This is a genomic window from Mesorhizobium helmanticense (assembly GCF_003034915.1).
GTDB lineage: Bacteria > Pseudomonadota > Alphaproteobacteria > Rhizobiales > Rhizobiaceae > Mesorhizobium > Mesorhizobium helmanticense.
The window spans coordinates 165,111-190,338 of sequence record NZ_PZJX01000018.1 but is presented as its reverse complement, the minus strand read 5'-3'; the positions used below and the strand labels follow the sequence as shown (position 1 = coordinate 190,338).

Genomic DNA, 25,228 nt, shown 5'->3' with positions numbered 1-25,228 from the left:
TGGCAGGCATGAAACCCAGCCATCAAACAAAAGGGGCCGCCCGTCTCGGGCTGCCTCCCCTACCGGAGACAAGGGAACATGACGAAAAATCGCGCCGAGCGGCAGCGCTTCTCGATCGGTTATCACCTGAACAGTTGGGACCTGACCGGCCTTCCGCTCAGGCCAGCAATCAAATTCCTGGCCGATCAGGGTTTCGGCTGGTTCGAGATCCTCGCCTTCACCAGCCTCTCGGACCAGTACGCCCGCAAATACATGCAGCTCGGCAACCAGGCGCCGATGGGGGTCACCACCGACACCGACATTCTGCGGCGCTACGCGCTGCTCTCGGAAGGCCAGAGCGAGTATGGCATCAAGCTGTCCTCCTTCTATGTGAACGCGATCTTCACCAACCCTGTCGCCTGGCCCTATGAGCGCGATGTGCTTGTCGCGCTGACCCGGATGCTGAAGGGCTTCGGCTCGCCGGTGCTGGTTCTGGGCGGCGGCCCATCGGAAGCCATTGCCGGCCCTCACACGGCCGACGACTACCGCGCTTTTTGCCGCGCGCTCGAGGATATCGGCAAGCGGACCAAGGACCTCGGCATCGAGACGGTCTATCACCCGCATCTCGACACCTTCATCGAACGCCGTGACCAGCTCGACCGGATGATGGATGAACTCGACACGGACCTCGCCGGCCTCTGCATCGATCCGGCGCATCTTGCCCATACCAACTCCGATCCGGTCGATGCGGTCAGAACCTATATTTCGGCCGTGCGCTACATGCACTTCAAGGACACCAAGGTCGATCCGGCGCTGAAAGGCTATGACCGCTACGGCGCCTTTTGCGAACTCGGCGCCGGCGTCGTCGACCTTGCCGGCATTGTCGACGTGCTGCTCGACGCGAACTATGACGGCCTCGCCATCATCGAGCTGGACGCTTCGAAGAAGACGGCCGAGCAGAGCACGCTGGAAAGCATCGCCTATATCAGCGACACGCTCGGGCTGGTGCTGACGCCGAAAACCGCGAAGGGCGCATGAGCACGCGACCGCAAGAGACGGCTCCTTCCGCGAGCCGTTTCGGGCGCTTCGTTTCGGGCGACGGCGCGGTCGCCTTCGTCATGATCCTGCCCGCCGCGATCCTCTTTTGCCTGTTCTACCTCTGGCCCTTCGTCAACGGTTTCTGGCTCAGCCTGCACAATTGGGACGGGTTTTCCGACCCGACCTGGGCAGGCTTCTCGAACTATCAACGCCTCGCGCATGACCGCATTTTCCTCGGCGCGCTGCGCAACAATCTGATTTTCGTCGTCGCCGTCGTCGTGCTCAAGAACGTGCTGGGTCTCGGGCTGGCGCTGCTTCTCGACCGGGCGCTCGTCGGCCGCACCTTCTTTCGCGCCGCCGCTTTCATCCCGGTGACGATGTCGTTCGTGGCCGTCGGACTGCTCTGGTCCTGGATCTACAATCCGGTCTTCGGGCTGCTCAATGGCGCGCTCGATCTGTTCGGCCTCGGCGCACTGAAACAGTCCTGGCTAGGCGATGCCAATATCGCGCTCTATTCGATCATCGTCGTCGATGTCTGGAAGTGGCTGGGCTTCCACGCCGTGATCTATCTTGCGGGGCTGCAGACGATCCCGTCCGAACTCTACGAATCGGCAAAGATGGACGGCGCCGGACCGGTCCAGCGCTTCTGGCATGTCACTCTGCCGATGATGATGCCGATCGTCTTCATCAACACCATTCTCGGCCTTTCCGGCGCCTTCGTGCGCAACTTCGACATCGTCTATGTCCTGACCAAGGGCGGACCGAACCACGCCACCGAGGTCGTGCTCACCTACATGATGAGCAAGGCCTTCCAGGACGGCGCCATGAGTTATGCCGCGGCCATCGGTTACGTGCTCTTCCTGATCGTCGGGCTGGCCAGCGTCGGCCTGCTCGCCCTGATGCGGCGCCAGAAGCTGGACGTCTGATGAGCGGCTCGGCCAACCCTTCTCTCCCGCTTGGCAACGGCATGGCCAGCCATCGCCACCGCCTCGGCGCGCGCGGCGTTCTCGAACTCGTCGGCATCTATGCCGCGCTCGTGCTTGTGCTCCTTGAGACGATCTATCCGCTGCTCTGGGTGCTGTTCGGCTCGCTCAAGACAAAGCAGGAAATGCTGAGCAACATCTGGGGGCCGCCATCGAGCCTGGTGTTCCAGAACTATGTCGATGCCTGGCGCATTGCCGGCATGGGATCGCGCATCGTCAGCAGCGTCTTCGTCACCGGCTCTGCCTTGATCATCCTGGTGGCGGTGGCGACGCCCTGCGCCTATGCGCTGGCCCGTCTTCGCTTTCCCGGACGCGGCCTTGTGCTGGCGGTGGCGGTGGCGGCGATGCTGGTGCCGCCGCAAGTCATGGCCATTCCGCTGTTCATGGTGGCGCGCGATCTTGGCCTGATCAACAACCGACTCGGCATCGCCTTCGTCTACGCCGCGACGTCATTGCCGCTGTCGGTCTTCATCCTGCGCAGCTTCTTCGTCACGCTGCCCGCCGATCTGGAAGACGCCGCGCGTGTCGATGGCGCCAGCCGGCTGGCGATCCTGATCCACATCATGCTGCCACTGATCCGGCCGGGCGTGGCCCTGATCCTGATCTTCGGCTTCATCGAAATCTGGAACGATTTCTTCCTCGCCTTCCTCCTGCTGCGCGACCCGTCCGTGCAGACCATCCCGCTCGGGCTGGTCAGCTTCTTCCAGCAGTACGACTCGCTCTGGACGCTCTACTTCGCCGCGCTGACGATCACGACACTGCCGGTGATCGTCGTCTTCATCGCCATGCAACGGCAGTTCATCGCCGGCCTGACGGCCGGCGCCGTTAAGGGTTGACATGCAGGATCGCGTTATCGGCGTTGGCGTTATCGGTTGCGGCGAGATCGCCCAGTTGATGCACTTGCCCTATCTCCAGGAATTGCCGGCGTTTCGCATCGCCGCGCTGTGCGACATCTCACCCGGCACGGTCGACAAGCTCGGCGAGCACTACGGGATTGCGGCGCGGTATGGCGACCATCGCGCCCTGCTCGCCGATCCTGATGTCGACGCCGTGGTGATCTGCACCTACGACCATGGCGAGATGGTCGCTGACACCATAAGCGCCGGCAAGCATTTGATCGTCGAGAAACCGCTTGCCTTCACGCCTGAGGAGGCACGCCCGCTGGTCGAGCAGGCCGAACGCAGCGGCCTCATCGCCCTTGTCGGCTATATGAAATTCTATGATCCCGGCTATGAGATCGGCCTCGAGCGCATCGCCGCCATCGGCAGGCCGAAGTCGATCCATGTCCATGACTTCGCCGGCCGCTTCGACCGATACGGCAAGCTCTACACGCAGACCCGCATTGCCGACGTGCCGGCCGATCTGCTTGCGGCCGGACGAGATGCCGTCACACGACGCGTCGAGGCGGCGCTGGGGCCCGATCATGCCGGCTATCGCGACCTCTACCTGCTGTTGCTCGGGTTGAGCAGCCACGACCTCGCCGTCATGCGCGGCGCCTTCGGCACGCCGAGCCGCGTCGTGCATGCGCAGCAGACCGGCCCGAATCAGCTTCTGGCCGTGCTCGACTATGACGGCATTCCCTGTCTCTTCGACATGGCGCTCGCCCAATATGAATGGTGGGACGAATGGATCCATGTGCATGGCGAGCGCGAGGAGGTGCGAATCGATTTCCAGAACCCCTATTTCCGCAACGCCTCGGCCAGCGTGCGGGTGCGCGAAGCGGCCGGCGAGACGGGGTCGGAACGCGTGATACCGGGTATCCCCGACACCGCATTCCGGCGCGAATGGCAGCATTTCGCCGATTGCATTCTTGCCGGAGCAAAACCGCGCACGCCGCTTTCGGGCGGTCTCGCCGACCTCGACCTTGCCGTCCAGATCATCCAGGCAATGCCGCCAAAGCGGCTTTGAGACGAGGCCCCTATCTGAATTTCGGAAACGCGCCGCCGGCCGGCGCGTTGGCCCAGCTCTGCAAGGTCTGGCCGCCGTCGATCAGCCAATCCACGCCAGTGACATGCCTGGCCTCGTCGGAGGCCAGGAAGGCCACGGCGGCCGCGACATCGTCCGGCTGGCCGATGCGGCGCAGCGGGATGCGGTCGGCGAAATGCTGGACACTGCTCTTGAAATCGCCGTCGCCGCTCGCCGGTACGCCGAGCGTCGTCTCGATCACGCCGGGGCAGATGGCGTTGACCCGTATGCCGTAGGGCGCTGCATCGAGTGCTGCGACCCGCGTCAACCCGACCACGCCATGCTTTGAAGCGACATAGCCGGCGCCGCCGGCGAGCACGTCCCAACCGGCCATGGACGAGCCCATATTGACGATCGAGCCGCCATTGCCGGCCGCGATCATCGCCCGAAGCGAGGCCTGCAAGACGAGGAACATGCCGCGCAGATTGATGCGGATGATGGTGTCCCAGTCCTCGACGGGCAGTTCGTGAACAGGAGCGACAACGCCGGAAATGCCGGCATTGTTGAAGACGGCATCGAGCCCGCCGAAGGTCTCGACGGTCGTTGCAACGGCGCGACGCACATCTGCCTCATCAGTGATGTCGGCCTCGATGGCGACTGCGTGCTCGCCGAGAGCCTGGGCCAGCGTCTGCGCTGCCGCGCCGTTGCGGTCGACAATCGCGACCTTTGCACCCTCATCGAGGAAACGCCTTACCGCCGCGCTGCCGATCGCGCCTGCGCCACCGGTGACGAGCACGCATTTTTCGTCGAATCGCTTCATTTTCCAGACTCCGGCTGGGGATAGGAGCGCCACGAATGGCTAGGCTGGAAGCCGATCGTTTTGCGCGCATGGGCCGTGTCGAGCACGGCGCCATGGCCGGCGATCGGCCGCGATAGCGGGACATCCGGGTAGACCCGGCGCAGCAGCGGCTCGGTCTCCTCTTCCATGAACGTGTCGGCGGCGCTGAGCAAGACGCGGAGATGGCCCTCGCCTCCCCATTCCAACGCCTGCAGGAAGCCCTGCCCCGCATCGCGCGCGTCGAGATAGGCCCAGAGATCGCGGGCGCTGTCGGCGGTGGCGCGGCGCGGGCCGACGCCGGCGAAGAAGGTTTCCGGCGTCTGGATCCAGGGCATGCGGATGCTGACGGCCGAAAAAGCGCCGCGGCGCACCGCAGCGTCGACAATCTCTTCGCCGAGCCACTTCGACAGCGCGTACGGATCCTGCGCGCCGACAGGATGGTTCATATCCACCGGCAGATAGGGCGGGCGCACGGTCTTCTCGAAAAAAGGATAACCGAAAACGCTGAAGGACGAGGCGTAGACGAACCGCCTGGCGCCAGCCATGGCGGCCGCCTCGACGACATTGTAGGCGGTCGCGATATTGGTCTTGAACACCTCGCCGCCGGCCCGTCCGGTCGGGCGCGGGATGGCCGCGATATGGATCACGGCGTCGCAATCGCGCACCAATTGCAGTGCCGATCCCAGATCCGTCAGGTCAGCGCTTGCGTGACGCCATGCCAATTTATCGGGCGCAACGGCATCGATGCCCAATACATCATGACCGGCAACGATGAGCGCCGTCGCCACATGGCGGCCGAGCAGGCCGCTGGATCCGGTAACGATTGTCCTCATGGCTCAGCCCCTCAGCCCGGCAAGTCCGGCGAATTTTGAATATCATTGATGGTCATACAAATCGAACACATGATCGTATTCGCTTGTCAATGCCATTTTCGCGGTGAAAATCGGCGCAAGCCCTTGTCGGCGCTGCTTGCGCACATTCGGCAACCGGCTTTGCTTTGAACGGGATTGACTTGGCGTCCCCAACGGTTTTTTGTATGAGTATCAACGATCGACCAAAGGAGCTCGCCATGCCCGTGGACGTCTTTTCCTCACATCGGCACGATGACGCGATGCGCCTTGATCCGCAACGCGCGGCGATTATCGTCATCGACATGGTCAATGAATTCTGCAAGCCCGGCGGCGCTATGGTATTGCCGGGATATGAGACGCTGGTCGCGCCGCAATTGGCGGTCATCGAGGCCGCGCGCGCCGGTGGTGTGCCAATTATCTGGGTGCACGACACCCATCGGGCGGGCATGCGTCGCGAGCGCGAATGGGTGAAGCGCACGCCACATTGTCTGGAAGGCACCTGGGGCCCGGAAATCATCGAGGATCTTGGCGCCCGCGACGATGAAATCCACCTGATCAAGCGGCGCTACTCGGCGTTTTTTCAAACGGATCTCGACCTTACGCTCAAAGACATGCAGGTCGATCAACTGGTCATCTTCGGCGTGGTCACCAACATCTGCGTGCGCTCGACCGTCCATGACGCCTTCTTCCAGGGCTATGAAGTGGTGGTGCCCAGCGATTGCTGCGCGGCGACCGGGCCGCGCGAGCAGGAAAGTTCGCTCTACGACATAGCGACGCACTTCGGCGTGGTCAGCGATTCGGCAAGCGTCGTCGCCGCCCTTCGCGACGGGGCGTCGCTTCAACCGACTGAAGTCGCGGCTTGAACGTCTTTCAAGACCGCGGCACCCGAGACAGCGCGACAGGAGTGCGATGTGAAGACTGAAATCGAATCGCAACCTGAAAGCAGCACAGCGGCGGCCAAGGGATCAGGGGACGGCGCCAAGCCGCTGAGCCGCGAGCAGGTGCTGCAGCGATACGCCACGACGGGCTATGAGCTGGACCGCCATCCGGCGCACGTGATCCGCCGGGCGCATCAGCGCGCGACGCTGCGCTTCCAGCAGGTGATGGCCGGCGAAGACCTTTCGCCGACGCAGTTCGCGGCGCTTGCGACCATCCTCAGGCATGGCGAGGTCTCGCAGAACCATTTGGGACGGCTGACCGCGATGGACCCGTCGACCATCAGCATCGTCGTGCGCAAGCTTCTCAAGAACGGGCTGATCAGCCGCAGTGCATCCGATACCGACCAGCGCCTGTCGATGATCGCGCTGACCGAGAAGGGAACCAGGTACACGCTCGACCGACTCGAACGCAGCGTCGAAGTCGGGCGACGGTTTCTGTCGCCGCTTACGCCAGCCGAGCAGGCGACGCTGCTTCGCCTGCTCAACCGCATCAATGACGACGATCCGTCGAATGGCGACGGCGGGAAATAACTCGCGTCCCAACGACTTCCAGGAATAACAGACGAGGTGCCGATGTCGCCCGACCCGAAACCCAACACGCTTGTCATGCGCAACATCGGCCTGATGCTTTCCGGCGATCTCGCCCAGCCGATCCTAGACGCCGACACGATCGTCGCGGTCGATGGCAAGATCACCGCCATCGGCAAGGCCGGCGCGCTTGACGTCGGCGCCGCCGACACCGTGATCGACGCCGGCGGCTCGGCCGTCGCGCCCGGGCTTATCGACAATCACGTCCATCCGGTGGCCGGCGACTGGACGCCAAGACAGAACCAGATCGGCTGGATGGATTCGACCGTGCATGGCGGCGTCACCACCATCGTCTCGGCCGGAGAGGTCCATACGCCCGGCCGCCCGCGGGACCTGGTCGGCCTGAAGGCATTGGCCATCGCGGCGCAGCGGACCTTCTCCAATTTCCGCCCGAACGGCATGAAGGTCCTGGCCGGCGCGCCGATCCTGGAGCCCGGCCTGACCGAGGAGGATTTCCGCTATTTGGCCGAAGCTGGCGTGACGCTGATCGGCGAAGTCGGCCTCGGTGGCGTCAAGGACGGGCCGACCGGCCGGCAGATGATCGCCTGGGCGCGAAAATACGGCATGACCTCGATGACCCACACCGGTGGGCCGTCCCTGCCCGGCTCCGGCCGCATCGGCGCGGATACCGTGCTCGAGGTCGATGCCGACATTGTCGCCCACGTCAATGGCGGGCCGACGGCGCTCCCCGAAGCGGAAATCCGGCAGATCTGCGAAAAAGGCTCGCGGGCGCTGGAGATCGTCCACAATGGCAATCTGCGCACCGGCCTGTTCGTGCTCGACCTCGCCAGGGAGCGCGGCGAACTTTCGCGCATCGTGCTTGGCACCGACAGCCCGGCCGGATCCGGCGTGCAGCCGCTCGGCATATTGCGGACGCTGACCATGCTGGCCTCGCTGGGTGGCGTCGCGCCGGAAGTCGCGTTCTGCTTTGCCAGCGGCAACACGGCGCGCGTGCGCGGGCTGCACGATCGCGGCATGATCGAGGTCGGCCGCGCCGCCGACCTGGTCTTCATGGACCAGGCGATCGGCGGCGCCGGCGACGGGCTGCTCGACAGCGTGGCGCAGGGCAACCTTCCGGGTATCGGAATGGTCGTCATCGACGGCGTGGCGCGAACCGGCCGAAGCCGCAACACCCCGCCGGCAATGCGGGTGCCGGAAGTCGTCACCGTTTGACGACGGTCAGGGTGCGCTGAGATTCAGCTGACGCCGTCCTTGCCGACGATCTTGTCCTTGGTCAGCCCACCGACGCGTGGGTGCGGCCTGCCGGAATCGGTCACGGCGATGGCGACGACGATCTCGTCGGCACGCGGCGCGTCGGGCACGCGAACCTCCATGCCGTCGAAATGGCTGCGCACCCGCGCCGCGTCCTTGTGGCCAAGCGGGATGTCGAGCGGCACGCCGAGGCCGCCCCGTTTCTTCGACGAAGGAATGAGCGCGGCGCCCTTGCCGAGCACATCGCGGAACGGCGCGCCAAGCTTGGGGTGAAGGATGGCGGCGGCATGTTCCAGCTCGCCGTCCGCGCCGACCGCGGCTGCCTTGCCGAAACTCTCGATCCGGTTGCCCGGAATGCCAAGCGCGGCGACCGCGCGCTTGGGCAAAATCTCGCCCAGTTCCTCACCGATGTCGCTCAACGCCGACAGGTCTTCGACATAGGTGCCCGCATAGGGGTTGCGGATCACGGCAATGGCCGCCGCACGGCGGGTCGGCGGATCGACGGGACGGCCGCCCTCGCTCAAGGTTTCCTCGACGATGGTGATGATCCGGCGAATTTCCGCGCTCATCGCAATCCGTCCTCGCCCTTGATATCGGCCGCGGCAAGGCCGCCCACCCGCGCATGAATGCGCGCACCGGTAGTCATCGCCAGGATGACCGCCATCTCGTCGCTTCGCGGTGCATCGGTGATGCCGACCTCGATCGCATCGAAATGGCTACGCACATAGGAGGCATTGATGTGCGTGATCGGAATGTCGATCCGCGTGCCGGGGCCGCCGACCTTCTTGGTCGAGGGCACGATCGCCTTGGCGTCTCCAAGCAGTTCGCGCATCGCGTAGCCGCCCGGATTGTGCCAGAGCGCGCCGTGTTCGAGCTCGCCGGCGGCACCGACAATTGCGCCCTTGCCGTAGCCTTCGACGGCCGAGGCGCCTTCGCCGATGGCATCGATCAAGCGTCGAGCCATATCGAGGCCGAGCGGCTTCAGATCGTCCATGAAGCCGGTGATCTCTTCGACATAACGCCCGGCAAAAGGATTGGCGATAACGGCGACGACCGCGCCGCGCTTGAGCGGGTGCGCCGCGACGGGGCCGCCCTCATGGAATATCTCCTCGACCTGAACCAGAAATTTCCTGACGACCACAGCCGGCATTTGTCCGCTCTCTCTTCCCGTCGTTTGCTAACTCGTTAGAGTATCAACAATTATCCCCGACAGCCATTTGTCAAGCTTCGACATCAGGTAAGCGAAAAAAGGCACAACGAAACTGCCTCGCAGGGCGATTGACAGCCTGCGGGGCCGCTCATAAACTCATATGACCATCAACGAAAATAGCCGCTGTCTCGGCACTATGCGCGGATGGTCAAGGCGTGGCTTGAAAAGCTGAAAAAGCTGAAGGGGAATGACATGAAAAGGGCGCTCAAGAGTTTATTCATGGCCGGCACGATGCTTGCCATCTCGTTCGGATCCGCCGCGGCGCAGGACAAGGTGTCCATCGCCGCCATTTCCGGATATTTCGCACAGGGCTTCGGTGTTTCCATCGTCAATGGCCTCAACAAGGCCAAGACCGATTTCGGCATCGACCTCAAACTGGTCGACACCGGCAATCGCGCGCTCGATTACGAAGAGCAGTTCGAGAATCTGGCCAAGGCCAAGCAGTACGACCTCATCTTCGTGATGGGCTGGGAACTGGTGGATTCTCTGCAGAAGGTCGCCAAGGAATATCCCGACCAGCGCTTCGTGTTCATCGATGGCGTGCTCGACAATCCCAACATGATCTATGCCAATTTCGCGGAGGAGCAAGGATCCTTCGTCGCCGGTGCGCTGGCCGGCATGATCGAGGCCAAGGGCAGCGAATTTCCCAAGATCGGTGACGGCAAGGCGATCGGCTTTGTCGGCGGCCGCGACATCCCGGTGATCCGCAACTTCCTCGGCGGCTACGAACAAGGCGCCAAATATGCGGCGCCCGACGTGAAGGTGAACTCCGTTTTCGCCGGCACCTTCGACGACCCGGCCAAGGGCAGCGAGCTTGCCCAGGCGCTTTACGGCCAGGGCGCCGACATCGTCTACAACGTTGCCGGTCCGACGGGCGAAGGCGTCATGCAGGCGAGTGCGGCGGCCGACAAATATTCGATCGGCGTCGACATCGACATGTGCGGCTCTGCACCCGGAAACGTGCTCGCAAGCATGCTGAAGCGCGGCGATATCGCCGTCTACACGCTGATCAAGGACGAGGTCGAGGGCCGCAAGGTCACAGCCGGCACCCGCACTTTCGACCTCGCTTCGGGCGGCGTCGAAGTCAAGGTCTGCGACGACATCGCCCCGACGATCCCGGCCGACGTCACGACCAAGCTGGACGAGATCAAGAAGGGCATCCTCGACGGCAAGATCGAGATCGCCAAGGCGAAATAGGACAACAACAGCGCATCCTCCCAAGAAAGCGCTACGCTGGTTCGCCGCGGCTTGCCGCGACGGACCAGCGTCCAATCCGTGAGAACCATGGTGTCGAACGCCGGGTCGCCGACCCTTCACATGAAAGCCGAGATGGCCGTCGCATTGACGGGCATCACCAAGCGTTTCGGCGCGTTCGTTGCCAATGACGGCATCGACCTTGCCGTGCGCCGGGGCGAAATCCACGCCATCATCGGCGAGAACGGCGCCGGCAAGACGACGCTGATGAACATCCTGTTCGGGCTGCTGCAGCCCGATGAAGGCTCGATCCGTCTGAACGGCGAGGAAACGGTGGTCACCGACCCGGCCGTAGCCATCAAGGCGGGGCTCGGCATGGTGCATCAGCATTTCAAGCTGGTCCCCTCGCTCTCGGTCGCCGACAACGTCTTTCTCGGCATGGAGATCCGTCGCCATGGCATGATCGACCACGCCGCGCAGATTGCGCGCACGCGCGAATTGTCCAAGCGGTTCGGGCTGCAGGTCGATCCGACCGAGCGCGTCGGGCTGCTCTCGGTCGGCATCGAGCAGCGCATCGAAATCCTGAAGGTGCTGGTGCGCGGCGCGCGCACCATCATCCTCGACGAGCCTACAGCGGTGCTGACGCCACAGGAGAGCCGCGAACTGTTCCAGACGCTGCGCAGCTTCGTGGCGGAAGGCATGACGGTGATCTTCATTTCGCACCATCTGGAAGAGGTGATGGAGGTCTCCGACACGGTGACGGTGCTGCGCAATGGCAAGAAGGTGGCGACGCGCCCGACGGCCGAGCTCAACAAGGACGAGTTGGTACGCATGATGGTCGGCCGCGAGGTCAGCTTCGACCGCCGGCCGCGCACGCCCTCGCGAGGCGATGTCGTGCTTGATGTCAAGGAATTGTGGGCGCGCGACGACCGCCGGCTGCCGGCGCTGCGCGATGTCAGCTTCGCGGTCCGCTCCGGCGAGGTGGTGGGGATCGCCGGCGTTGCCGGAAACGGGCAGACGGAGCTGGCTGAGGTGCTTTCGGGCCTCAGACCTGCAAGCCACGGCTCAGCCCGACTGAAGGGCCGGGATCTTGCCACGCTCTCCCCCAGGGAAATACGCGAAGCCGGTCTCGCCCACGTTCCGGGCGACCGGATGGTGCGCGGTGTCGACCGCAACGCATCGATTGCCGCAAACATGCTGATGGGCCGGCAGCACCGCGCGCCATGGAGTAGCAGCGGCGTGCTCAACTGGACCGCCATCAGCCAGAATGCCTCCAGGCTGATCAAGGATTTCGACATTCGCGCGCAAGGACCGGGCGATGCCGTGAAGCGGCTCTCGGGCGGCAATATCCAGAAGGTCGTTCTGGCGCGCGAATTCACCAACGGCGCCGATTTCCTGCTGATCGATCAGCCGACGCGCGGCGTCGACATCGGTGCGCAGGAGGCCATCCATGACGAGATCATGCGCCAGCGCGCCGCCGGCCGCGCCATCCTCTTGATATCCGTGCAGCTCGACGAACTTGCCGCCCTTGCCGACCGCATCCTGGTGATGTTCAACGGGCGCATCATGGGCGAGGTCGCCGGCGACGGTGCGGACGAAGATCGTATCGGCATGATGATGGCCGGCGTGGCCGCGCCGGAACGCGCTGCGGAGCCGGCATGATCAGGGATCGCTTGCGCGAGGTTTCCGGCCAGATCATCGCCATCGCCGTGGCGCTGATCCTGGGTGCGATCATCATTCTCCTCGTCGGCGAAAGCCCGGTGCGTGTTTTGACGACGCTGCTGCGCGGCGCCTTCGGCGACCAGGAAAAGATCGCCGGCACCTTGCTGCAGACGACGCCGATACTGATCTGCGGCATAGCCGCCTGCATCGGGCTGCGCGGTGGCATGTTCAATGTCGGCATCGAGGGCCAGCTTTTTCTTGGCGGCTTCGCCGCCGCCTGGGTCGGCTTCGCGTTTGCCTTGCCTCCCGGCATTCACATGCTGGCGGCCTTGGCATTGGCGGTCGCGGCAGGTGCTGCCTGGGTCGCCATTCCCGCCTATTTCCGCGCCCGCTACAACACCAACGAGGTCGTCTCGACCATCCTTTCGAATTACGTCGCGGTGCTGCTCACCTCCTATTTCACGATCTTCCTGTTCAAGCGGCCAGGCGGCTGGTCGGAGACGCCGCCGATCCTGGCCACGGCCTATCTGCCGGAACTCTTCAGCTTCTCGCGGTTGAACTGGGGCCTGGTCATCGGTCTGGTGCTGGCGCTCGGTGCGGCGCTGGTCTTTCGCTACACCAGTTGGGGCTACGGCGTGACGATGGTCGGCTCGGCGCCGAAATTCGCCGAATATGGCGGCGTCAACGTGAAACGACAGGGCTTTGTCGTCCTGTTGCTTTCGGGCGCCGTCGGCGGCCTGGCCGGCGGCATCGAGACGCTCGGCGTCCATCACCGGTTCATGGAGGGCTTCGCTCCCGGCTTCGGCTTCGACGGGCTGATCGCAGCACTTCTCGCCAACGGCTCGCCGGTCGCCACCATCTTCACCGCGCTGTTTTTCGGCGCCCTGCGCAGCGGATCGCTGCTGCTCGAAGTCGATACCAGCGCGTCGCGCGAGATCATCACCGTGATCCAGGCGCTGATCATCCTCAGCGTGTCAGCGCAGGTCCTAGTCAGGCGCCGCGGCGACAGCCAGGCCGGGGAGCGGCGATGGAAATTCTAGACAAGCTCGTCAATGTCGCGCTGATCGCGGCGACGCTGCGGACCACCGCGCCCATTCTTCTGGTCGCGCTCGGGGGCTCGTTCACCACCAAGGCCGGCATTTTCAACATCGGCCTCGAAGGCCAGATGCTGGTGGGCGCCTTCTTCGCCGTCATCGGCTCGATCTGGACGGGTTCGGCATTCGCAGGCGTTGCCTGCGGCGTCGCGGCCGCCCTCGTCTTTGCACTGGTCTTCGCCGTCCTGGTGGTGAGTTTCCGGGCCAATGAAGTGGTCGTCGGGCTGGCGCTCAACATCCTTGCCGGCGGCATGACGATCTCGCTGATGAAGGCGATCTTCGGCACGCGCGGCTCCATCGTCGGCCACGGCATCGTCGGCCTGCCGAAAGTCCAGTTGCCCGGCGCCCGTGCCGTTCTCGGCTCATGGGCGCCGTTGATCTCCGGCTTCACGCCGATCGTCTATGTCGCCTTCATCGCGGTGCCGCTGCTGGTGTTGTTCTACAATCGCACCCGGCTCGGTCTCTATATCCGCGTCGTCGGCGAAAAGCCCGAGGCCGCCGAAGCGCTCGGCATCTCGATCACGCGTGTCCGCTATATCGCATCGCTGCTGTGCGGATTGCTGGCGGGCCTCGCCGGCGCGCATCTGTCGCTCGGCTATATCACCATGTTCACCGAAAACATGTCTTCTGGCCGTGGTTTCATGGCGGTCGCCATCCTGATCTTCTCCAATGGCGATCCGCTGAAGGTGCTGGCCGGCTGCCTGCTGTTCGGCTTCGCCGATGCCTTCTCGCTGCGCCTGCAGACATTCGGCTATCCCTCCTATCTGGTTCTCACCGTGCCCTATGTCGTCGCGCTCACGGCGCTGTTCGCGCTCTCCTATCGGGCGCGGCCGAAGGTCATCACCGAGACGTTGGCCTCGATGCAGAGATTGTTGTCGACGGACAAGAACATCGGACCTGACGGCAAACATCCCTCATGAAGGAACTTTCAATGGAACGCATAATCCTCGACGTGGATTCTGCCGGCGACGACATACTCGCCGTGCTGTTTGCCGCGGCGAATCCAAACCTGAAGCTTGAGGGCGTGACCACCGTGACCGGTGCGGCCGGCCCGATCGAGCAGGTCACCAACGTTGTCCTCAACACGCTGGCGCTTGCCGGACGCGACGACATCGCGGTTTATGCCGGCGCCTGGCGGCCGATCGTCGGCAATGCCAAGGCAGATATGGAGGCGCCGGTCCATTTCGAGAAGCGGCTTGTCGCCCGCTTCGGCGACCGCCTGAAGAAATTCAATCCGCCCGCACCTGCCCCGTCGCGTCAGGCAACGCCAGGGCACGCCGTCGACTTCATCATCGACACGGTGATGGCCAATCCCGGCGAGATCACGCTGGTGACGACGGGGCCGCTGACCAACGCGGCAATGGCGCTGTTGCAGGAGCCCCGGCTGACGGCCGCGCTCAAGCGCCTGCTGGTGCTCGGCGGCAATTTCCAGACGCCGGGCAACATCACACCACTGTCGGAGTACAACATCTGGGCCGACCCCGAGGCCTCGCGCATCGTGCTGAACGCCGATGTCGACAAGATCCTCGTGCCGCTCGACATCTGCGAGGACAACCGCGTCGCCGCATCGATGCTGACGCGCGACGACATCGCCGACATGCAGGCGCTCGCCAAGGACAATCCCGTCTTCGACATGATCGCCGACAGCTTTCCGATCTACATCGACATCTGGCGCGAGTTCTTCGATCTGGTCGGCTTCCCGATGGACGATGTGATCACCGTGGCGCTGGCGTTCGATCCTGGCCTTGCCACCATGAGCGAGCCGCTGTTCGTCGATGTCGTGCTGGACGGGCGTATCGCGCGCGGGCAGACCGTCGCCCATCGCGGCCGGCAATTGCTGCCTGGTGGCGGGCCGAAGACCACGCGCATCTGCACCGACCTCGACGGCCGGCGCTTCCTCAACATGTTCAAGCAGACTATCGCGCAATACGAGCGGGCGGCCTGAGAAACGAAACGATGACCATTGCAACTCCCATCCTGTTCGATTGTGATCCCGGCCACGACGATGCCATTGCGCTGGTCATGGCGCATCGCTCGCCGGCCATCAAGCTGCTTGGCGTCACCACGACCTGCGGCAACGCCGAGGTCGAGAAGACGACGGCCAACACGCTGCGCATCCTCGAATTCATCGGCGCCGGCGACGTGCCGGTAGCGCAGGGCTGCCACCGCCCGCTGGCGCGGCCCCTGGTGCTCGGCACCGCCGACGGACCGAGCGGTCTCGAAGGCTCGCCCTATCTGCCGCAGGCGACGATCAAGCCGGTCAAGCAGCATGCGGTCGATTTCCTCGCCGATGCGCTGCGCGCCGCGCCCGAGCCAATCCTGGTGGTCGCCACCGGCCCGCTGACCAATATCGGCCTTTTGGTCCTCAAGCATCGCGACGTGCTGCCCAAGATCAAGGAATTGATCTGGATGGGCGGCGTGTTCTACCGCAGGAGCGAGATCATCACGCCGACCGAGTTCAATGCCTTCTGCGACCCGGAAGCGCTGAAGATCGTGCTCGACAGCGGCGTGCCGATCCTGATGGTCGGCCTCGATGTCACCATGCAGGTGCTGATCGAGGCGCCGCAATATGCCGAACTGGCGACCATCGACACGCCGCTCGGCCGGCTCGTCAACGACTGGCTGCTGTTCTACGAGAAGCTGCACCGCAACTCGATGGGCGTCGGCGGTGCCATGCACGATCCGCTTGTGCTGGCGCTGGCGATCGATCCGACGCTGGTGCGCACGCGTCCCGCCCATATCGGCGTCGACCTGTCCGGCAGCTACGCATTCGGCGCGACCGTCGCCGATTTCTGGGGCGAGCGGGGCGAAAAGGAAAATGCCCGCATCGCGCATGAGGTCGATGCGGACCGTTTCTTCAAACTGATGTTCGACCTGCTGCGGGATTAGGCGACACGGCACCTCCTGATCATCGCGTGGATCGCTAAGGGGCGACGCTACCGGCTTGAAGGTGCGCACATCCGCCGACGGCGCGCGATTTCGGCGCCGTCAGCGGCTTCCTGTGCCTCACCCCAGTGCCCCTGTTCCTTCGGATCAGGAAGGCGTGGATGGATCTTGGGGGATCTTCCACGCTGCAAGACCAACTCTATGCGTGCCGGCAGGCCCGCAAATCGGTGCCATCACCCATTTTTGGGCGGCCGGTTCCCCAGTTTTCGCGAACTTGTCTAGAGCGGCGGATTCCCAAGTTGAATCGTACCGCCGTTCTATCTCTTTGTTTGAGCATCGGATTTTCCCAAAACCGCTTCGCACTTTTGGGTCCGATGCCCTAGCTTTCGCGAGCTTGCAGGGCGTCTGCCGGCGGCAAAAGCCAGGGCTCGCCGCGAAGGCGGAGCAGAATTTCCATCCGGTTTGCCGCGCTGAATTTGCCGAGCACGGCCGAAACCTGGTGCTCGATCGTCCGCGGTGAGCGCGACAGGCGCCGTGCCGCCTCCTTGTTGCCCAAACCTTGGGCAATCATTGTGAGCACCTGTTGTTCTTGCCTCGTCAGGCCTAGCGGATGCTGCCTGGCCACGGTGTACGGCCCACGGCGCTGCTTCGGCAGTTGACCGGCTGCTCCGATGCGCTGCGCCAGCTTTCGCGCCAGCACTGCCGCTGGGCGCGCTTCGAGGCCCTCCAATGTCGTCACCGCGCGACCCAGCGCCGCGCCTGCATCGCTTGCGCGGACCTGCATGAGAGCGAGCGCCGACTCATAGGGAAGGCCCACGCGGGACCATTCGGCCGACGCCGCCATCGGATCGCCACGAAGTTCCAATGCTCGCGGCAAGGGAATGCGGGCGGCCGGCACCGACAGCGATCCCGCCATTCCACAGCGCTGCCACCAGACTGCCAGTTCGCCGATATCCCAGGGACGGAAATTGTCGAGGTCCATTTCGGCGAGGGCCGTCAGCTGCTCGTGGCCGGCGCCGGGCTCCTCGGCAAGCCAGGCGGCCTCGGCCAGCGCCAGGCGAACCGGTATGATGCGTTGAGCCTCGCCGGTCGACAGACCCTCCTGGAGGGCCTGCTCCAGCAGGGCCGCGCCACCGGGCTCACCCAGCCGAACCCGAGCCCTGCCGAGTTCCGTCAGAGCCGGCAGGTGCATCACCATCGGCAGGCGTTCCAGATTCATGACGCCCTGGGCAATCGTCTCGGCCTCGCGAAAGCGGCCCTGCTCGGTACGAAGCTGTGCTTGCCGGCCGAGCAGGTATTGCGCCGCCGAATCGAGGTCGTGCCTGGCGCAATACGCAATCCCTTCCGCAAGCAGCCGTTCGGCCAAGGCGAAGTCCTTGGACACCACAGCGCCTTCGGCGAAGTTCGTATAGGCTCGCGACGCGTGGTCGTGAAACCCGTGTTCGAGTGCCAGCGCGAGGCTTTCCTCCAGCCGTTCGCGACCGCCTGGACGGTCTGCGAACAGGAGAGAGGTGCCGACATTGTTCAAAGCGTGGACGCGTGTTTCGACTTCGCCCAATTGATCGGCCAGCGCGATCGCGCGCGAGCCCCAATCGATTGCTTCGTCAAAGCGATAATGCAGCATGTGGAGCTGCGAGCGCGTGCTGTAGGCCATCGCCAGTTCCGGCCCAGGCGGCAGATTCTCCACTTCACGCACCGCCTGATCCGCGTGGTCTTCAGCCTCCTGCCCCTCTCCTCGGCGCCAGTGGAGACGCGACAGCCAGCGCAGATTGGCGCCGACCTTGTCGATGCGCCCAAGCTCTCGCCAGATCGCAATGGCGCGATGCCGTGCCTCGATGATTTCGTCATAGACGAACTGTGACAGGCCCGCCTCATAGGCCCAGTCTTCCCAAAGCTGGGCCGCCTGCGCCGACGGCGCCTCTGAAACGTATCTGAGTGCTGTCGCCAGATGTGAAGCCGCCTCTCGATGCGCGCCCAGACGCGCGGCCTGCCGGGCGGCCTGTGGCGCAAGCTCCAGGACGCGTTCGCCGTTGTCGGCCCCCCCGGCATGGTGCACCCGTCGCCAAAGCACGGCGCTTGCCTGCGCCGCCGGAAGCTCGGAGAGTACTGCTTCGACTTTCGCATGAAGCGACCGTTGCAGAGACGGAGCGAGGCGGTCGAGGGTGGCCTCCCTGGCAAGCTCATGGCGAAACGTCAGCGCGCCCTGATCGTCGCGCCGCAGCAATCCACGCCCGACGCACCGGTCCACGAGAGCTTCTGTCTCATGCCCGAGAAGTGAGCGGATCAGCCATGGCTCAACGCTGCCCGGCATGATGCTCATGACCTCCAGCACCTCGCGCTCTCCGGGCGTCAGGCGTGACAGGCGCGCCCAGACCGCGTCGCGTATGGAATCGGGCACGCGCCCCGGTTCTGCCTCACTGCTGGACAGAAGCTCGGTGACGAAGAAGGGATTGCCCTCGGTAATACGATAGAGCTCGTCGGCGGAGCGGCCGGCCTGCTCGGCCAGCACCGTCACTGCCTGGGAAGACAACGGTTCTAGCGTCAGCCGGCGCACCGAGGCCGACGGAAGGTCGCCGAGCACGTGGGTCAGAGGATGATCGGCACTCATCTCGTCCCTGCGCATGCTGAGCACCAGCATCGTGCGGAGCAGGGAGACGCGGCGACCGAGATATCTTACCAGGTCAAGTGTCGCATTGTCAGCCCAATGCATATCCTCGAAGATAAGCACGGTCGTGCCCTTGGTGTGCTGAAGCGCGCTCAACAACGCCGGGAAAAGCCGCTCCGGCGCCGCGGTCTCCTCGAGCAGCGCCGCCACGCGAGGGTCCAGCAGATGCGCCATGTCCTGAAGAGGACCGAGCGGGCGTGGTGTAAAGAGCGCCTCGCACCAGCCCCACAGCACGCGGCAATTCCCGTCGGCCTCCTGCGCGAATTCGCGCAGGAGCGACGTCTTGCCAACGCCCGCCTCGCCGTCCACCAGCACAGTCCCGCCGTGGCCGGCCGCGGCTCTCTCGACCTGGGCCAGCAACGTTCCAAGCGGCCCCTCTCGCTCAAGCAGCATAAGAGCTCACACCTCCACAACCTTTGAAGGTACAGCAGTAAGCCTTGAGTGCAACAACGTCATTTCACCTAGGGTGATCGGACTAGCGATCGCATCATGCATATCACTGACCGCCAACCGCACTCCGACACTGGTACCGGCGTCGAGGAATATCCCGTCAGTTTTAGACCAAACTGGATGGGAGCTAAGAGGCTCTCCTCGCCATGCGCGTATGGCAAGCGAGCGGACCATTTCTTCGAACTGATGTTCGACCTGCTCCGGGATTAAACTGGACCCTGCCAGACACCCTCGTGCAATTTCGCGGCCTCTTCGACCAGCATCAGCCCGATGACCTCGACGATACGCTGACCAGCTTCGAAGACCACCCGGCAGGGCAAATCGAGGGTCGGATTTTCCGGATGATTGCCGGTGATCGCCTTCAGCTCACTTTCGCCGAGCCCATAGACGACCCGGCCGATGCCAGCCCAATAGGCAGCGCCCGCGCACATCGCACAGGGTTCGGCTGACGTGTACATGGTGCATTGGCGCAGGAAAGCAGGCTCGTAGCCCTGCGAGGCCCGGGTCATCAGCACGCGCTCGGCATGGCCGGTCATGTCGCGGGTCGGATTGAAAGCGTTCTCCTGCTCCATCAGCACGCTGCCGTCCGGTCCGACCAGGATCGCTCCGAAAGGATGATTGCCGGTTTCCTGAGCCCGGATCGCGACCTTGAAGGCCTGGCGAAGAAAATATTCGTGATCAACAGGCATGGTGGCCATCGATTGGTTCTCCCTGTTCGCAGCGCACAAGCTGCGTGATCGGATGGCCAATGACAAGATTCAGGATGGCGCCGTGCCGTTCAGGATGTCCTTGACGTTGACAAGCGCATTCCGCACCGCGGCGCCTCCGGCGTAGAAGGTAAGCTGCAAGATTGTCTCGATGATCTGTTCGCGTGTTGCGCCCGCGCTGAGCGCGGCTTGCGTGTGCGCCCGCAACTGCGTGACGGTGTGCCCGAGCGTCACGCAGGAGGCGATCACGACGAGTTCCCGGGTGACGATATCGAGACCCGGACGGGTGGTGATGCCGCCGACGGCCCATTCGATCGACATGTCGGTGAAGTCGGGGCAGAGCCCTTCCATGTCCTGGACAAGGGCCTCTCCGGCTCCGGCGCCGAAAAGTCGTTCGAAATGGGCCAGACCGCGCCGGCGAAGTTCGGGATTTGAGATCATTGCAGTTTCTCCTAGAAGCTGAGTTCGGTTGCGGTGTGAGCGTCGTCATCAGTTGAGCGGCACTTCCGATCCGTGTGTTGTGATATGGAAGTATGATCTGATAAACAGGCCAGTGTTTCGATCTTTCCGAAGTAAGGCTTGGCAATCTTGGATCGCCTGCAGAGCATGGCCATTTTCGTTCGAGCCGTGGAACGCGGCAGCTTTTCGGCCGCAGCCGAGGATTTCCGGCTGACGGGGACGATGGTCGGCATGCATGTGCGCTCGCTTGAGGAGCGGCTTGGCGCACGTCTTCTCAACCGGACCACACGCCGGCAGAGCCTCACCGACGTCGGCAAGCTCTACTACGAGCGTTGCAAGCAGATCCTCGGCGACGTGGCCGATGCCGAGTCCAGCGCTGCCCGCCTTCAGTCTGTTCCGCGCGGCCGTTTGCGGGTGATGACGCCGGTCTCATTCGGCGTTCATGCACTGGCGCCGGCCTGCGCGGACTATCTGTCGTCAAATCCAGAGGTGGCCATCGACCTCGTCTTGAGCGACCGGCCGATCGACATGGTCGAGGAAGGTTTCGAGATCATGGTGCGGATCGGCGACCTGGCCGATTCCACCATGATCGCCCGGCCGTTGCTGCCCTATCGTTCCATAGTTTGCGCCGCGCCCGCCTATCTGGATCGCCGCGGGGTTCCACAGCGCCCCGACGACCTTTCCGGGCATGTCTGCATGGGCTTTGCCCATCCCGTTGCCAGCCGCGAGTGGCGGCTGCAAGGGCCGCAGGGCGAGATCAGTGTCCCCGTCTCCCTCGCCCTGACGGTCAACAATGGAGAAGCGCTGCGCATGGCGGCCTTGAGCGGGCTCGGCATCATCATGCAGCCCGAGATACTGCTTGACGACGACGTCCGGGCCGGCCGCCTGATCCCGCTGCTGCCGGACTTCCTGCCCTTGCCAAAGCCGATGCATGTCCTGACGCTGCCGGACCGGCATCCGCCGCCAAAAATCCGCTCGTTCGTCGATTTCGTCGTCAGCCGGTACGGGCGGCGCTGAGGCCGTCTAGCGTCGCTTGCCGGAACTTGGCCTCGCCTTCGCCGCTTCGATCTGTGATGCCGCGAACTGGCGGGCATGCAAGGCGATCGCGCCGCCGTCGGTCCACAGATCCCGCCAGATCGCCAGATCGTGCGACAGCCCTGGCGCCACCACCGCCGACGAGAAGGATTCGAACGTTATCGGCCCGTGGTAGCCAATGTCGTCGAGCGCATGGAAGAAGCCGGTGAAGTCGATATGGCCGGAGCCCAGCAGACCGCGATGGTTCTCGCCGATATGCACATAGCCGAGTCGGTCGCCGACCAGATGCAACGGGCGCACCAGGTCGTCCTCCTCGATGTTCATGTGATAGGTGTCGAGGTGGATCATGATGTTGTCGGCGCCGATGTCGTCGGCCAATTCGAGCGCCTGCCTTGCCGTATTGACAACGTTTGTCTCGTAGCGGTTGCAGACCTCCAGGCCAAGCAAGACATCGACTGCCGAGGCAGCCCTGGCAAGATCGCGGAGCACGGAGACAGCATTGGCGCGACCGCGGGCGCTTACCGGATAGCCGTATTTGCCGAGGGCGCTGTAGAGCGCGCCGGTGAGCACGCGGCCGCCGAGACCCGCCGTCGCATCGAGCGATGCCTTGAGCAATTGCGCGCCGCGTTCCACCACCGCTGTGTCCTCGTTGGACACGTCCGCATCAAAGGCGAGGCCGCGCGAGCAGGCAACCTGGAGACCTGCATCGTGCAGCAAGGTTTTGGCATGAGCGACGTCCAGCCGGTCGAGATCGTGCAGCGACAGTTCGAGAAGATCGAAGCCCGACTCCGAGGTGCGGGCGACGGCGGTTTCGATCGACTGGCGCGACGTGTCGCCAACCCACACCAGAGCATGAACACCCAGTGGATTTGAGGCAATTGTTTTGGTCACGAAGGTGCTCCGTTGGTTGCAGAATTCCAGGCCCGTTGCCCGTCAGGACGCAAGTATGAACCATATGGAAAGAAATTTGACATGTGGAAAGAAATTTGATTGCAAGATGCAACAAATTTCCTTCCCGACACGCGCTTGCTGTGCGCGACCGCAGACGCCGAGCATGCGCCGATCAGCAGGCGAAGGAGCCGCTTCAAGAACCGGAGAGGCTCATCAAGCGCTCTATGGCGTCTTCCGGGAACTGGCGGGGCGGGTTCGCGCCGACATGTTCAGTGCCACGGCGGCGCGGATGAGCGCCTTCAACGCCTCTTCATCGATCGTGTCGCCCTCATGAATATCGATGGCGCGCCTGGTGTTGCCTTCGAGGCTGGAGTTGAAGAGGCCAGACGGATCCTCCAGAGAAGCGCCCTTGGCGAAGGTCATCTTCACGACATTCTTGTAGGTCTCGCCGGTGCAGATGGTTCCGGCATGCGACCACACCGGAACCCCTCTCCACTTCCACTCCTCGACCGCTTCTGGATCGGCCTGCTTGATGAGATGTCGAACCTGGGCGAGCGTCTCGCCCCGCCAATCACCCAGTTCCCTGATTCTCGCATCTATCAACTGGGAGGGAGAGGCTTCTCCTTCCGTCGAGCCGCTGTTCTTCATGGCCGTTCTCGCTGTCTTCATGGTTGCTGTCGCTTGCCCTCGGCTCACATCCGTTCGCCGGGCAATTGGCTGGCTTGCTTCACCCAGGCGGCGAACTGGGCTTCGTCGAGCTGGTCGTCCTCATGGATGTCGAGATAGCGCACTTCCTTCTGCTTGGACTGGCCGGGCGGAACAGGCTGCAGCGACGTACCGCGGAAGAAAGCCACTTTGACGTATCTGGTGAAGCAATGGATGCCGAGGAACCAGCCTTGGCCCTCGATGCCATAGAAGGGCGAGTTCCATTTGACGGCCTTGTACACGCCGGGGACAGTGCGCGTGATGAGCGCATCGAGCCGGCGGCCGACGTCGCTTTTCCAGCCCGGCATGGCCGCGATATAGGCCTGCACGGGGGTATCTCCATAAGCCTTCGCGATCTGGGGGTTGCCGCCCGAGAGGAGGGCGGGCTTGCCAGCGGCCGGCTGGGCGGCGGTCTCCTTTGCGATCTTGGTCGGCTTCTTGGACGTCTTGGCCATTTTGTTACTCCAGTACGCTGTTCATTCCAGCACGCTGTTCACTCCAGTACGCCGGCGCCTCGCCCGCTGCGCCACTTGCTGGCATAGGGCAGCACGAACATGTACAGGCCGGTAAACAGCAGCAAGGCGAGCGGCAGCAACGGCGAGTAGACCACCCAGAGAGGAGGTTCTCCCAGTCCCATGGCGACGAAGTTGGCGATGACGGTCACCGTAAAGGCAATCGACAGCCAGCGGTGGATCTGCCTGACCCAGTTGTTCCGATTCAATTGCATCTCCTTCTGAAGACGAACCGACGTGCCCCCGGCGACCGGCCCTGTTTGTAACCTGGCGGACTTCAATCCAACCGCGCCAAGACCTGTTCCAGGTTGCCAAAGAACTTCCGCCAGCCGACCGTTGCGCCCTGGTAATAGGGCCGCTGGTCCGCCCGGAAGCCCGACTGCTCCATGCGCAGATGGGTTCCCGTGCTCGTCGGGGTGAGCGTCCATGTGATGACACTCCTGAGGTCCTTGGTGTCCCAGGTGTAGGACAGAGTTTTGGCCGGCTCGACTGCCTGGACCTGACAGTCCACGCCGCCCCAGTCCGCGCTAAGATTGAAACGGCGGCCCTCGTCCGGCTTGAAATCGTTCTTCATCATCAACCACTCCTCGATCAGGTGTGATTGCGTGAGCGCGCGCCAGATCTTTTCCGGCGGATAAGGGATTTCACGCTCGACAACGACGGAACGCGTTTCGGTCGTTGTTTCATTCATTGGTCCATCCTTTTCAATAAGTCTTCGAGGTGGTCGAACCGGGCCTCCCAAAACCCGGCCATCTCGCTTGTCCAGTCCATCAAGGGGGCAAGCGCGCCGAGTTGCGCGCTATAATGGGTCTGTCGTCCTTCGTGGCGATCGCGCACCAGCCCGGCCTGCCTCAGAAGGCCGAGATGCTTCGAGACGGCCGGTTGCGAGATCCCGGCCTGAGCAGTCAGGGCGCCCACGGTCTGCTCTCCCTGGCGGCACAGCCGTTCGAAGATCGCCCGCCGCGTCGGGTCGGCGAGCGTCCTGAAGAGTACATCGTGAGCGTTCGTCATTTGGGATCGATGGTCCTCGCCTTACCAGCGCGCCAGCTGGGTGATTTGAACAAGGTTGCCGCAAGTGTCGTTCAGCTGGGCGATGGTCGAGCCGGTCACCTCGGTCGGCGGCATGGTGAACTCGGCGCCGCGCGCCTTGATGCGCTCGTAGTCGCCCTTGACGTCGTCGGTGAAGAACATGACCGCGGGCTGGCCCTGCTGGAATATGGCTTGCTGGTAGGCCTTGGCCGCAGGGTTGTCGTTGAGCGCGAGTTGCAGCTCGGTTCCCTCCGGCTCGTCGGGCGAAGTCACGGTCAGCCAGCGATACGGCCCGTTGCTGAAATCGGCCTTCTTGGCAAGGCCGAGCACCTCGGTGTAGAGGCGCAGGGCCTTCTCCTGGTTGTCCACGTACACGCTGGTCAATTTGAGCTTCATT

The 25,228-nt window shown here is 63.7% G+C and carries 28 protein-coding genes; 14 read left to right on the top strand and 14 right to left on the bottom strand.

From position 1 onward, the window contains the following. The first annotated feature begins 78 nt into the window (after positions 1–78). Genes C9427_RS08575 through C9427_RS08560 form a run of 4 tightly spaced genes read left to right on the top strand, consistent with a single transcriptional unit; the run spans position 79 to position 3,908 of the window. Positions 79–1,017 (top strand): sugar phosphate isomerase/epimerase family protein, encoded by a 939-nt coding sequence (locus tag C9427_RS08575; RefSeq protein ID WP_107648687.1) that lies wholly within the window; start codon positions 79–81, stop codon positions 1,015–1,017. After that, positions 1,014–1,943 (top strand): carbohydrate ABC transporter permease, encoded by a 930-nt coding sequence (locus tag C9427_RS08570; RefSeq protein WP_107648686.1) that lies wholly within the window; start codon positions 1,014–1,016, stop codon positions 1,941–1,943. The genes C9427_RS08575 and C9427_RS08570 overlap by 4 nt, the downstream gene beginning before the upstream one ends. Next, positions 1,943–2,836 (top strand): carbohydrate ABC transporter permease, encoded by an 894-nt coding sequence (locus C9427_RS08565; protein ID WP_107648685.1) that lies wholly within the window; start codon positions 1,943–1,945, stop codon positions 2,834–2,836. The genes C9427_RS08570 and C9427_RS08565 overlap by 1 nt, the downstream gene beginning before the upstream one ends. Position 2,837: 1 nt before the next feature. Beyond that, positions 2,838–3,908: a Gfo/Idh/MocA family protein gene (locus C9427_RS08560; RefSeq protein WP_107648684.1), complete on the top strand. Its 1,071-nt coding sequence runs from the start codon at positions 2,838–2,840 to the stop codon at positions 3,906–3,908. A 10-nt stretch (positions 3,909–3,918) separates the two neighbouring features. Here C9427_RS08560 and C9427_RS08555 read toward each other — a convergent pair whose 3' ends face one another. Together C9427_RS08555 and C9427_RS08550 are read right to left on the bottom strand one after the other, a co-directional pair. Next, on the bottom strand, positions 3,919–4,725 hold the full coding sequence (locus tag C9427_RS08555) for an SDR family NAD(P)-dependent oxidoreductase (RefSeq protein ID WP_107648683.1): 807 nt from the start codon (positions 4,723–4,725) through the stop codon (positions 3,919–3,921). Further along, on the bottom strand, positions 4,722–5,576 hold the full coding sequence (locus C9427_RS08550) for an NAD-dependent epimerase/dehydratase family protein (protein ID WP_107648682.1): 855 nt from the start codon (positions 5,574–5,576) through the stop codon (positions 4,722–4,724). The genes C9427_RS08555 and C9427_RS08550 overlap by 4 nt, the downstream gene beginning before the upstream one ends. Positions 5,577–5,812: 236 nt before the next feature. Between C9427_RS08550 and C9427_RS08545 the strand changes: the two genes are divergently transcribed. Genes C9427_RS08545 through C9427_RS08535 form a run of 3 tightly spaced genes read left to right on the top strand, consistent with a single transcriptional unit; the run spans position 5,813 to position 8,293 of the window. Beyond that, entirely contained in the window at positions 5,813–6,457 is a 645-nt protein-coding gene (locus C9427_RS08545) for a cysteine hydrolase family protein (RefSeq protein ID WP_107648756.1), read from the top strand. Positions 6,458–6,505: 48 nt separating this feature from the next. Then, the gene (locus tag C9427_RS08540) at positions 6,506–7,063 is read left to right on the top strand and encodes a MarR family winged helix-turn-helix transcriptional regulator (protein WP_107648681.1); all 558 of its coding nucleotides are present in this window, start codon (positions 6,506–6,508) and stop codon (positions 7,061–7,063) included. Between the two features lie 42 nt (positions 7,064–7,105). Further along, positions 7,106–8,293, top strand: coding sequence for an amidohydrolase family protein (locus tag C9427_RS08535; protein ID WP_107648680.1), 1,188 nt, complete (start codon positions 7,106–7,108; stop codon positions 8,291–8,293). A gap of 23 nt (positions 8,294–8,316) precedes the next feature. On the opposite strand, the gene C9427_RS08530 is transcribed toward C9427_RS08535, so the two are convergent. Together C9427_RS08530 and C9427_RS08525 are read right to left on the bottom strand one after the other, a co-directional pair. Further along, entirely contained in the window at positions 8,317–8,901 is a 585-nt protein-coding gene (locus C9427_RS08530) for an amino acid synthesis family protein (protein ID WP_107648679.1), read from the bottom strand. After that, on the bottom strand, positions 8,898–9,482 hold the full coding sequence (locus tag C9427_RS08525) for an amino acid synthesis family protein (protein ID WP_107648678.1): 585 nt from the start codon (positions 9,480–9,482) through the stop codon (positions 8,898–8,900). Before C9427_RS08525 ends, C9427_RS08530 begins: the two co-directional genes overlap by 4 nt. Positions 9,483–9,734: 252 nt before the next feature. On the opposite strand from C9427_RS08525, the gene C9427_RS08520 reads away from it, so the two are divergent. The 6 genes from C9427_RS08520 to C9427_RS08495 all read left to right on the top strand — a co-directional run bounded on the left by C9427_RS08520 (position 9,735) and on the right by C9427_RS08495 (position 16,381). Then, positions 9,735–10,739, top strand: coding sequence for a BMP family lipoprotein (locus C9427_RS08520; RefSeq protein WP_097573244.1), 1,005 nt, complete (start codon positions 9,735–9,737; stop codon positions 10,737–10,739). 87 nt (positions 10,740–10,826) lie between these two features. Beyond that, complete coding sequence (locus tag C9427_RS08515; RefSeq protein WP_107648677.1) at positions 10,827–12,398, top strand: ABC transporter ATP-binding protein; 1,572 nt, start codon at positions 10,827–10,829, stop codon at positions 12,396–12,398. Beyond that, positions 12,395–13,438 carry an ABC transporter permease gene (locus C9427_RS08510; protein ID WP_167434284.1) on the top strand — a complete coding sequence of 348 codons (1,044 nt, stop codon included), beginning with the start codon at positions 12,395–12,397 and terminating at the stop codon, positions 13,436–13,438. The genes C9427_RS08515 and C9427_RS08510 overlap by 4 nt, the downstream gene beginning before the upstream one ends. Then, complete coding sequence (locus tag C9427_RS08505) at positions 13,426–14,412, top strand: ABC transporter permease (RefSeq protein ID WP_107648676.1); 987 nt, start codon at positions 13,426–13,428, stop codon at positions 14,410–14,412. The genes C9427_RS08510 and C9427_RS08505 overlap by 13 nt, the downstream gene beginning before the upstream one ends. An 11-nt stretch (positions 14,413–14,423) precedes the next feature. Next, positions 14,424–15,437 carry a nucleoside hydrolase gene (locus C9427_RS08500; protein WP_107648675.1) on the top strand — a complete coding sequence of 338 codons (1,014 nt, stop codon included), beginning with the start codon at positions 14,424–14,426 and terminating at the stop codon, positions 15,435–15,437. Between the two features lie 11 nt (positions 15,438–15,448). Further along, positions 15,449–16,381, top strand: a complete 933-nt coding sequence (locus C9427_RS08495) for a nucleoside hydrolase (protein WP_107648674.1) — start codon at positions 15,449–15,451, stop codon at positions 16,379–16,381. 376 nt (positions 16,382–16,757) lie between these two features. Here the strand turns inward: C9427_RS08495 and C9427_RS08490 are convergent, their stop codons facing one another. From C9427_RS08490 to C9427_RS08480, 3 genes are all read right to left on the bottom strand, one after another. Then, positions 16,758–19,436, bottom strand: coding sequence for an ATP-binding protein (locus C9427_RS08490; protein ID WP_107648673.1), 2,679 nt, complete (start codon positions 19,434–19,436; stop codon positions 16,758–16,760). 263 nt (positions 19,437–19,699) lie between these two features. Further along, positions 19,700–20,182: a nucleoside deaminase gene (locus tag C9427_RS08485; RefSeq protein ID WP_107648754.1), complete on the bottom strand. Its 483-nt coding sequence runs from the start codon at positions 20,180–20,182 to the stop codon at positions 19,700–19,702. A gap of 69 nt (positions 20,183–20,251) precedes the next feature. Next, positions 20,252–20,641: a carboxymuconolactone decarboxylase family protein gene (locus C9427_RS08480; protein WP_097573253.1), complete on the bottom strand. Its 390-nt coding sequence runs from the start codon at positions 20,639–20,641 to the stop codon at positions 20,252–20,254. A gap of 165 nt (positions 20,642–20,806) precedes the next feature. Here C9427_RS08480 and C9427_RS08475 point away from each other — a divergent pair, with 165 nt between their 5' ends. Next, positions 20,807–21,676 (top strand): LysR family transcriptional regulator, encoded by an 870-nt coding sequence (locus C9427_RS08475; protein WP_245437030.1) that lies wholly within the window; start codon positions 20,807–20,809, stop codon positions 21,674–21,676. Between the two features lie 6 nt (positions 21,677–21,682). On the opposite strand, the gene C9427_RS08470 is transcribed toward C9427_RS08475, so the two are convergent. From C9427_RS08470 to C9427_RS08440, 7 genes are all read right to left on the bottom strand, one after another. After that, positions 21,683–22,585 (bottom strand): sugar phosphate isomerase/epimerase family protein, encoded by a 903-nt coding sequence (locus tag C9427_RS08470; RefSeq protein ID WP_107648671.1) that lies wholly within the window; start codon positions 22,583–22,585, stop codon positions 21,683–21,685. A 222-nt stretch (positions 22,586–22,807) separates the two neighbouring features. Continuing rightward, entirely contained in the window at positions 22,808–23,254 is a 447-nt protein-coding gene (locus C9427_RS08465; protein WP_107648670.1) for a DUF1801 domain-containing protein, read from the bottom strand. A gap of 23 nt (positions 23,255–23,277) precedes the next feature. Then, complete coding sequence (locus C9427_RS08460; RefSeq protein ID WP_107648669.1) at positions 23,278–23,745, bottom strand: DUF1801 domain-containing protein; 468 nt, start codon at positions 23,743–23,745, stop codon at positions 23,278–23,280. Positions 23,746–23,783: 38 nt separating this feature from the next. Further along, positions 23,784–24,017, bottom strand: a complete 234-nt coding sequence (locus C9427_RS08455; RefSeq protein WP_425351637.1) for a hypothetical protein — start codon at positions 24,015–24,017, stop codon at positions 23,784–23,786. 62 nt (positions 24,018–24,079) lie between these two features. Next, positions 24,080–24,493, bottom strand: a complete 414-nt coding sequence (locus C9427_RS08450) for an SRPBCC family protein (protein WP_107648668.1) — start codon at positions 24,491–24,493, stop codon at positions 24,080–24,082. Further along, complete coding sequence (locus tag C9427_RS08445; protein ID WP_107648667.1) at positions 24,490–24,813, bottom strand: ArsR/SmtB family transcription factor; 324 nt, start codon at positions 24,811–24,813, stop codon at positions 24,490–24,492. The genes C9427_RS08450 and C9427_RS08445 overlap by 4 nt, the downstream gene beginning before the upstream one ends. A gap of 21 nt (positions 24,814–24,834) precedes the next feature. Next, positions 24,835–25,227 (bottom strand): VOC family protein, encoded by a 393-nt coding sequence (locus C9427_RS08440; RefSeq protein ID WP_107648666.1) that lies wholly within the window; start codon positions 25,225–25,227, stop codon positions 24,835–24,837. Position 25,228: the final 1 nt, after the last annotated feature.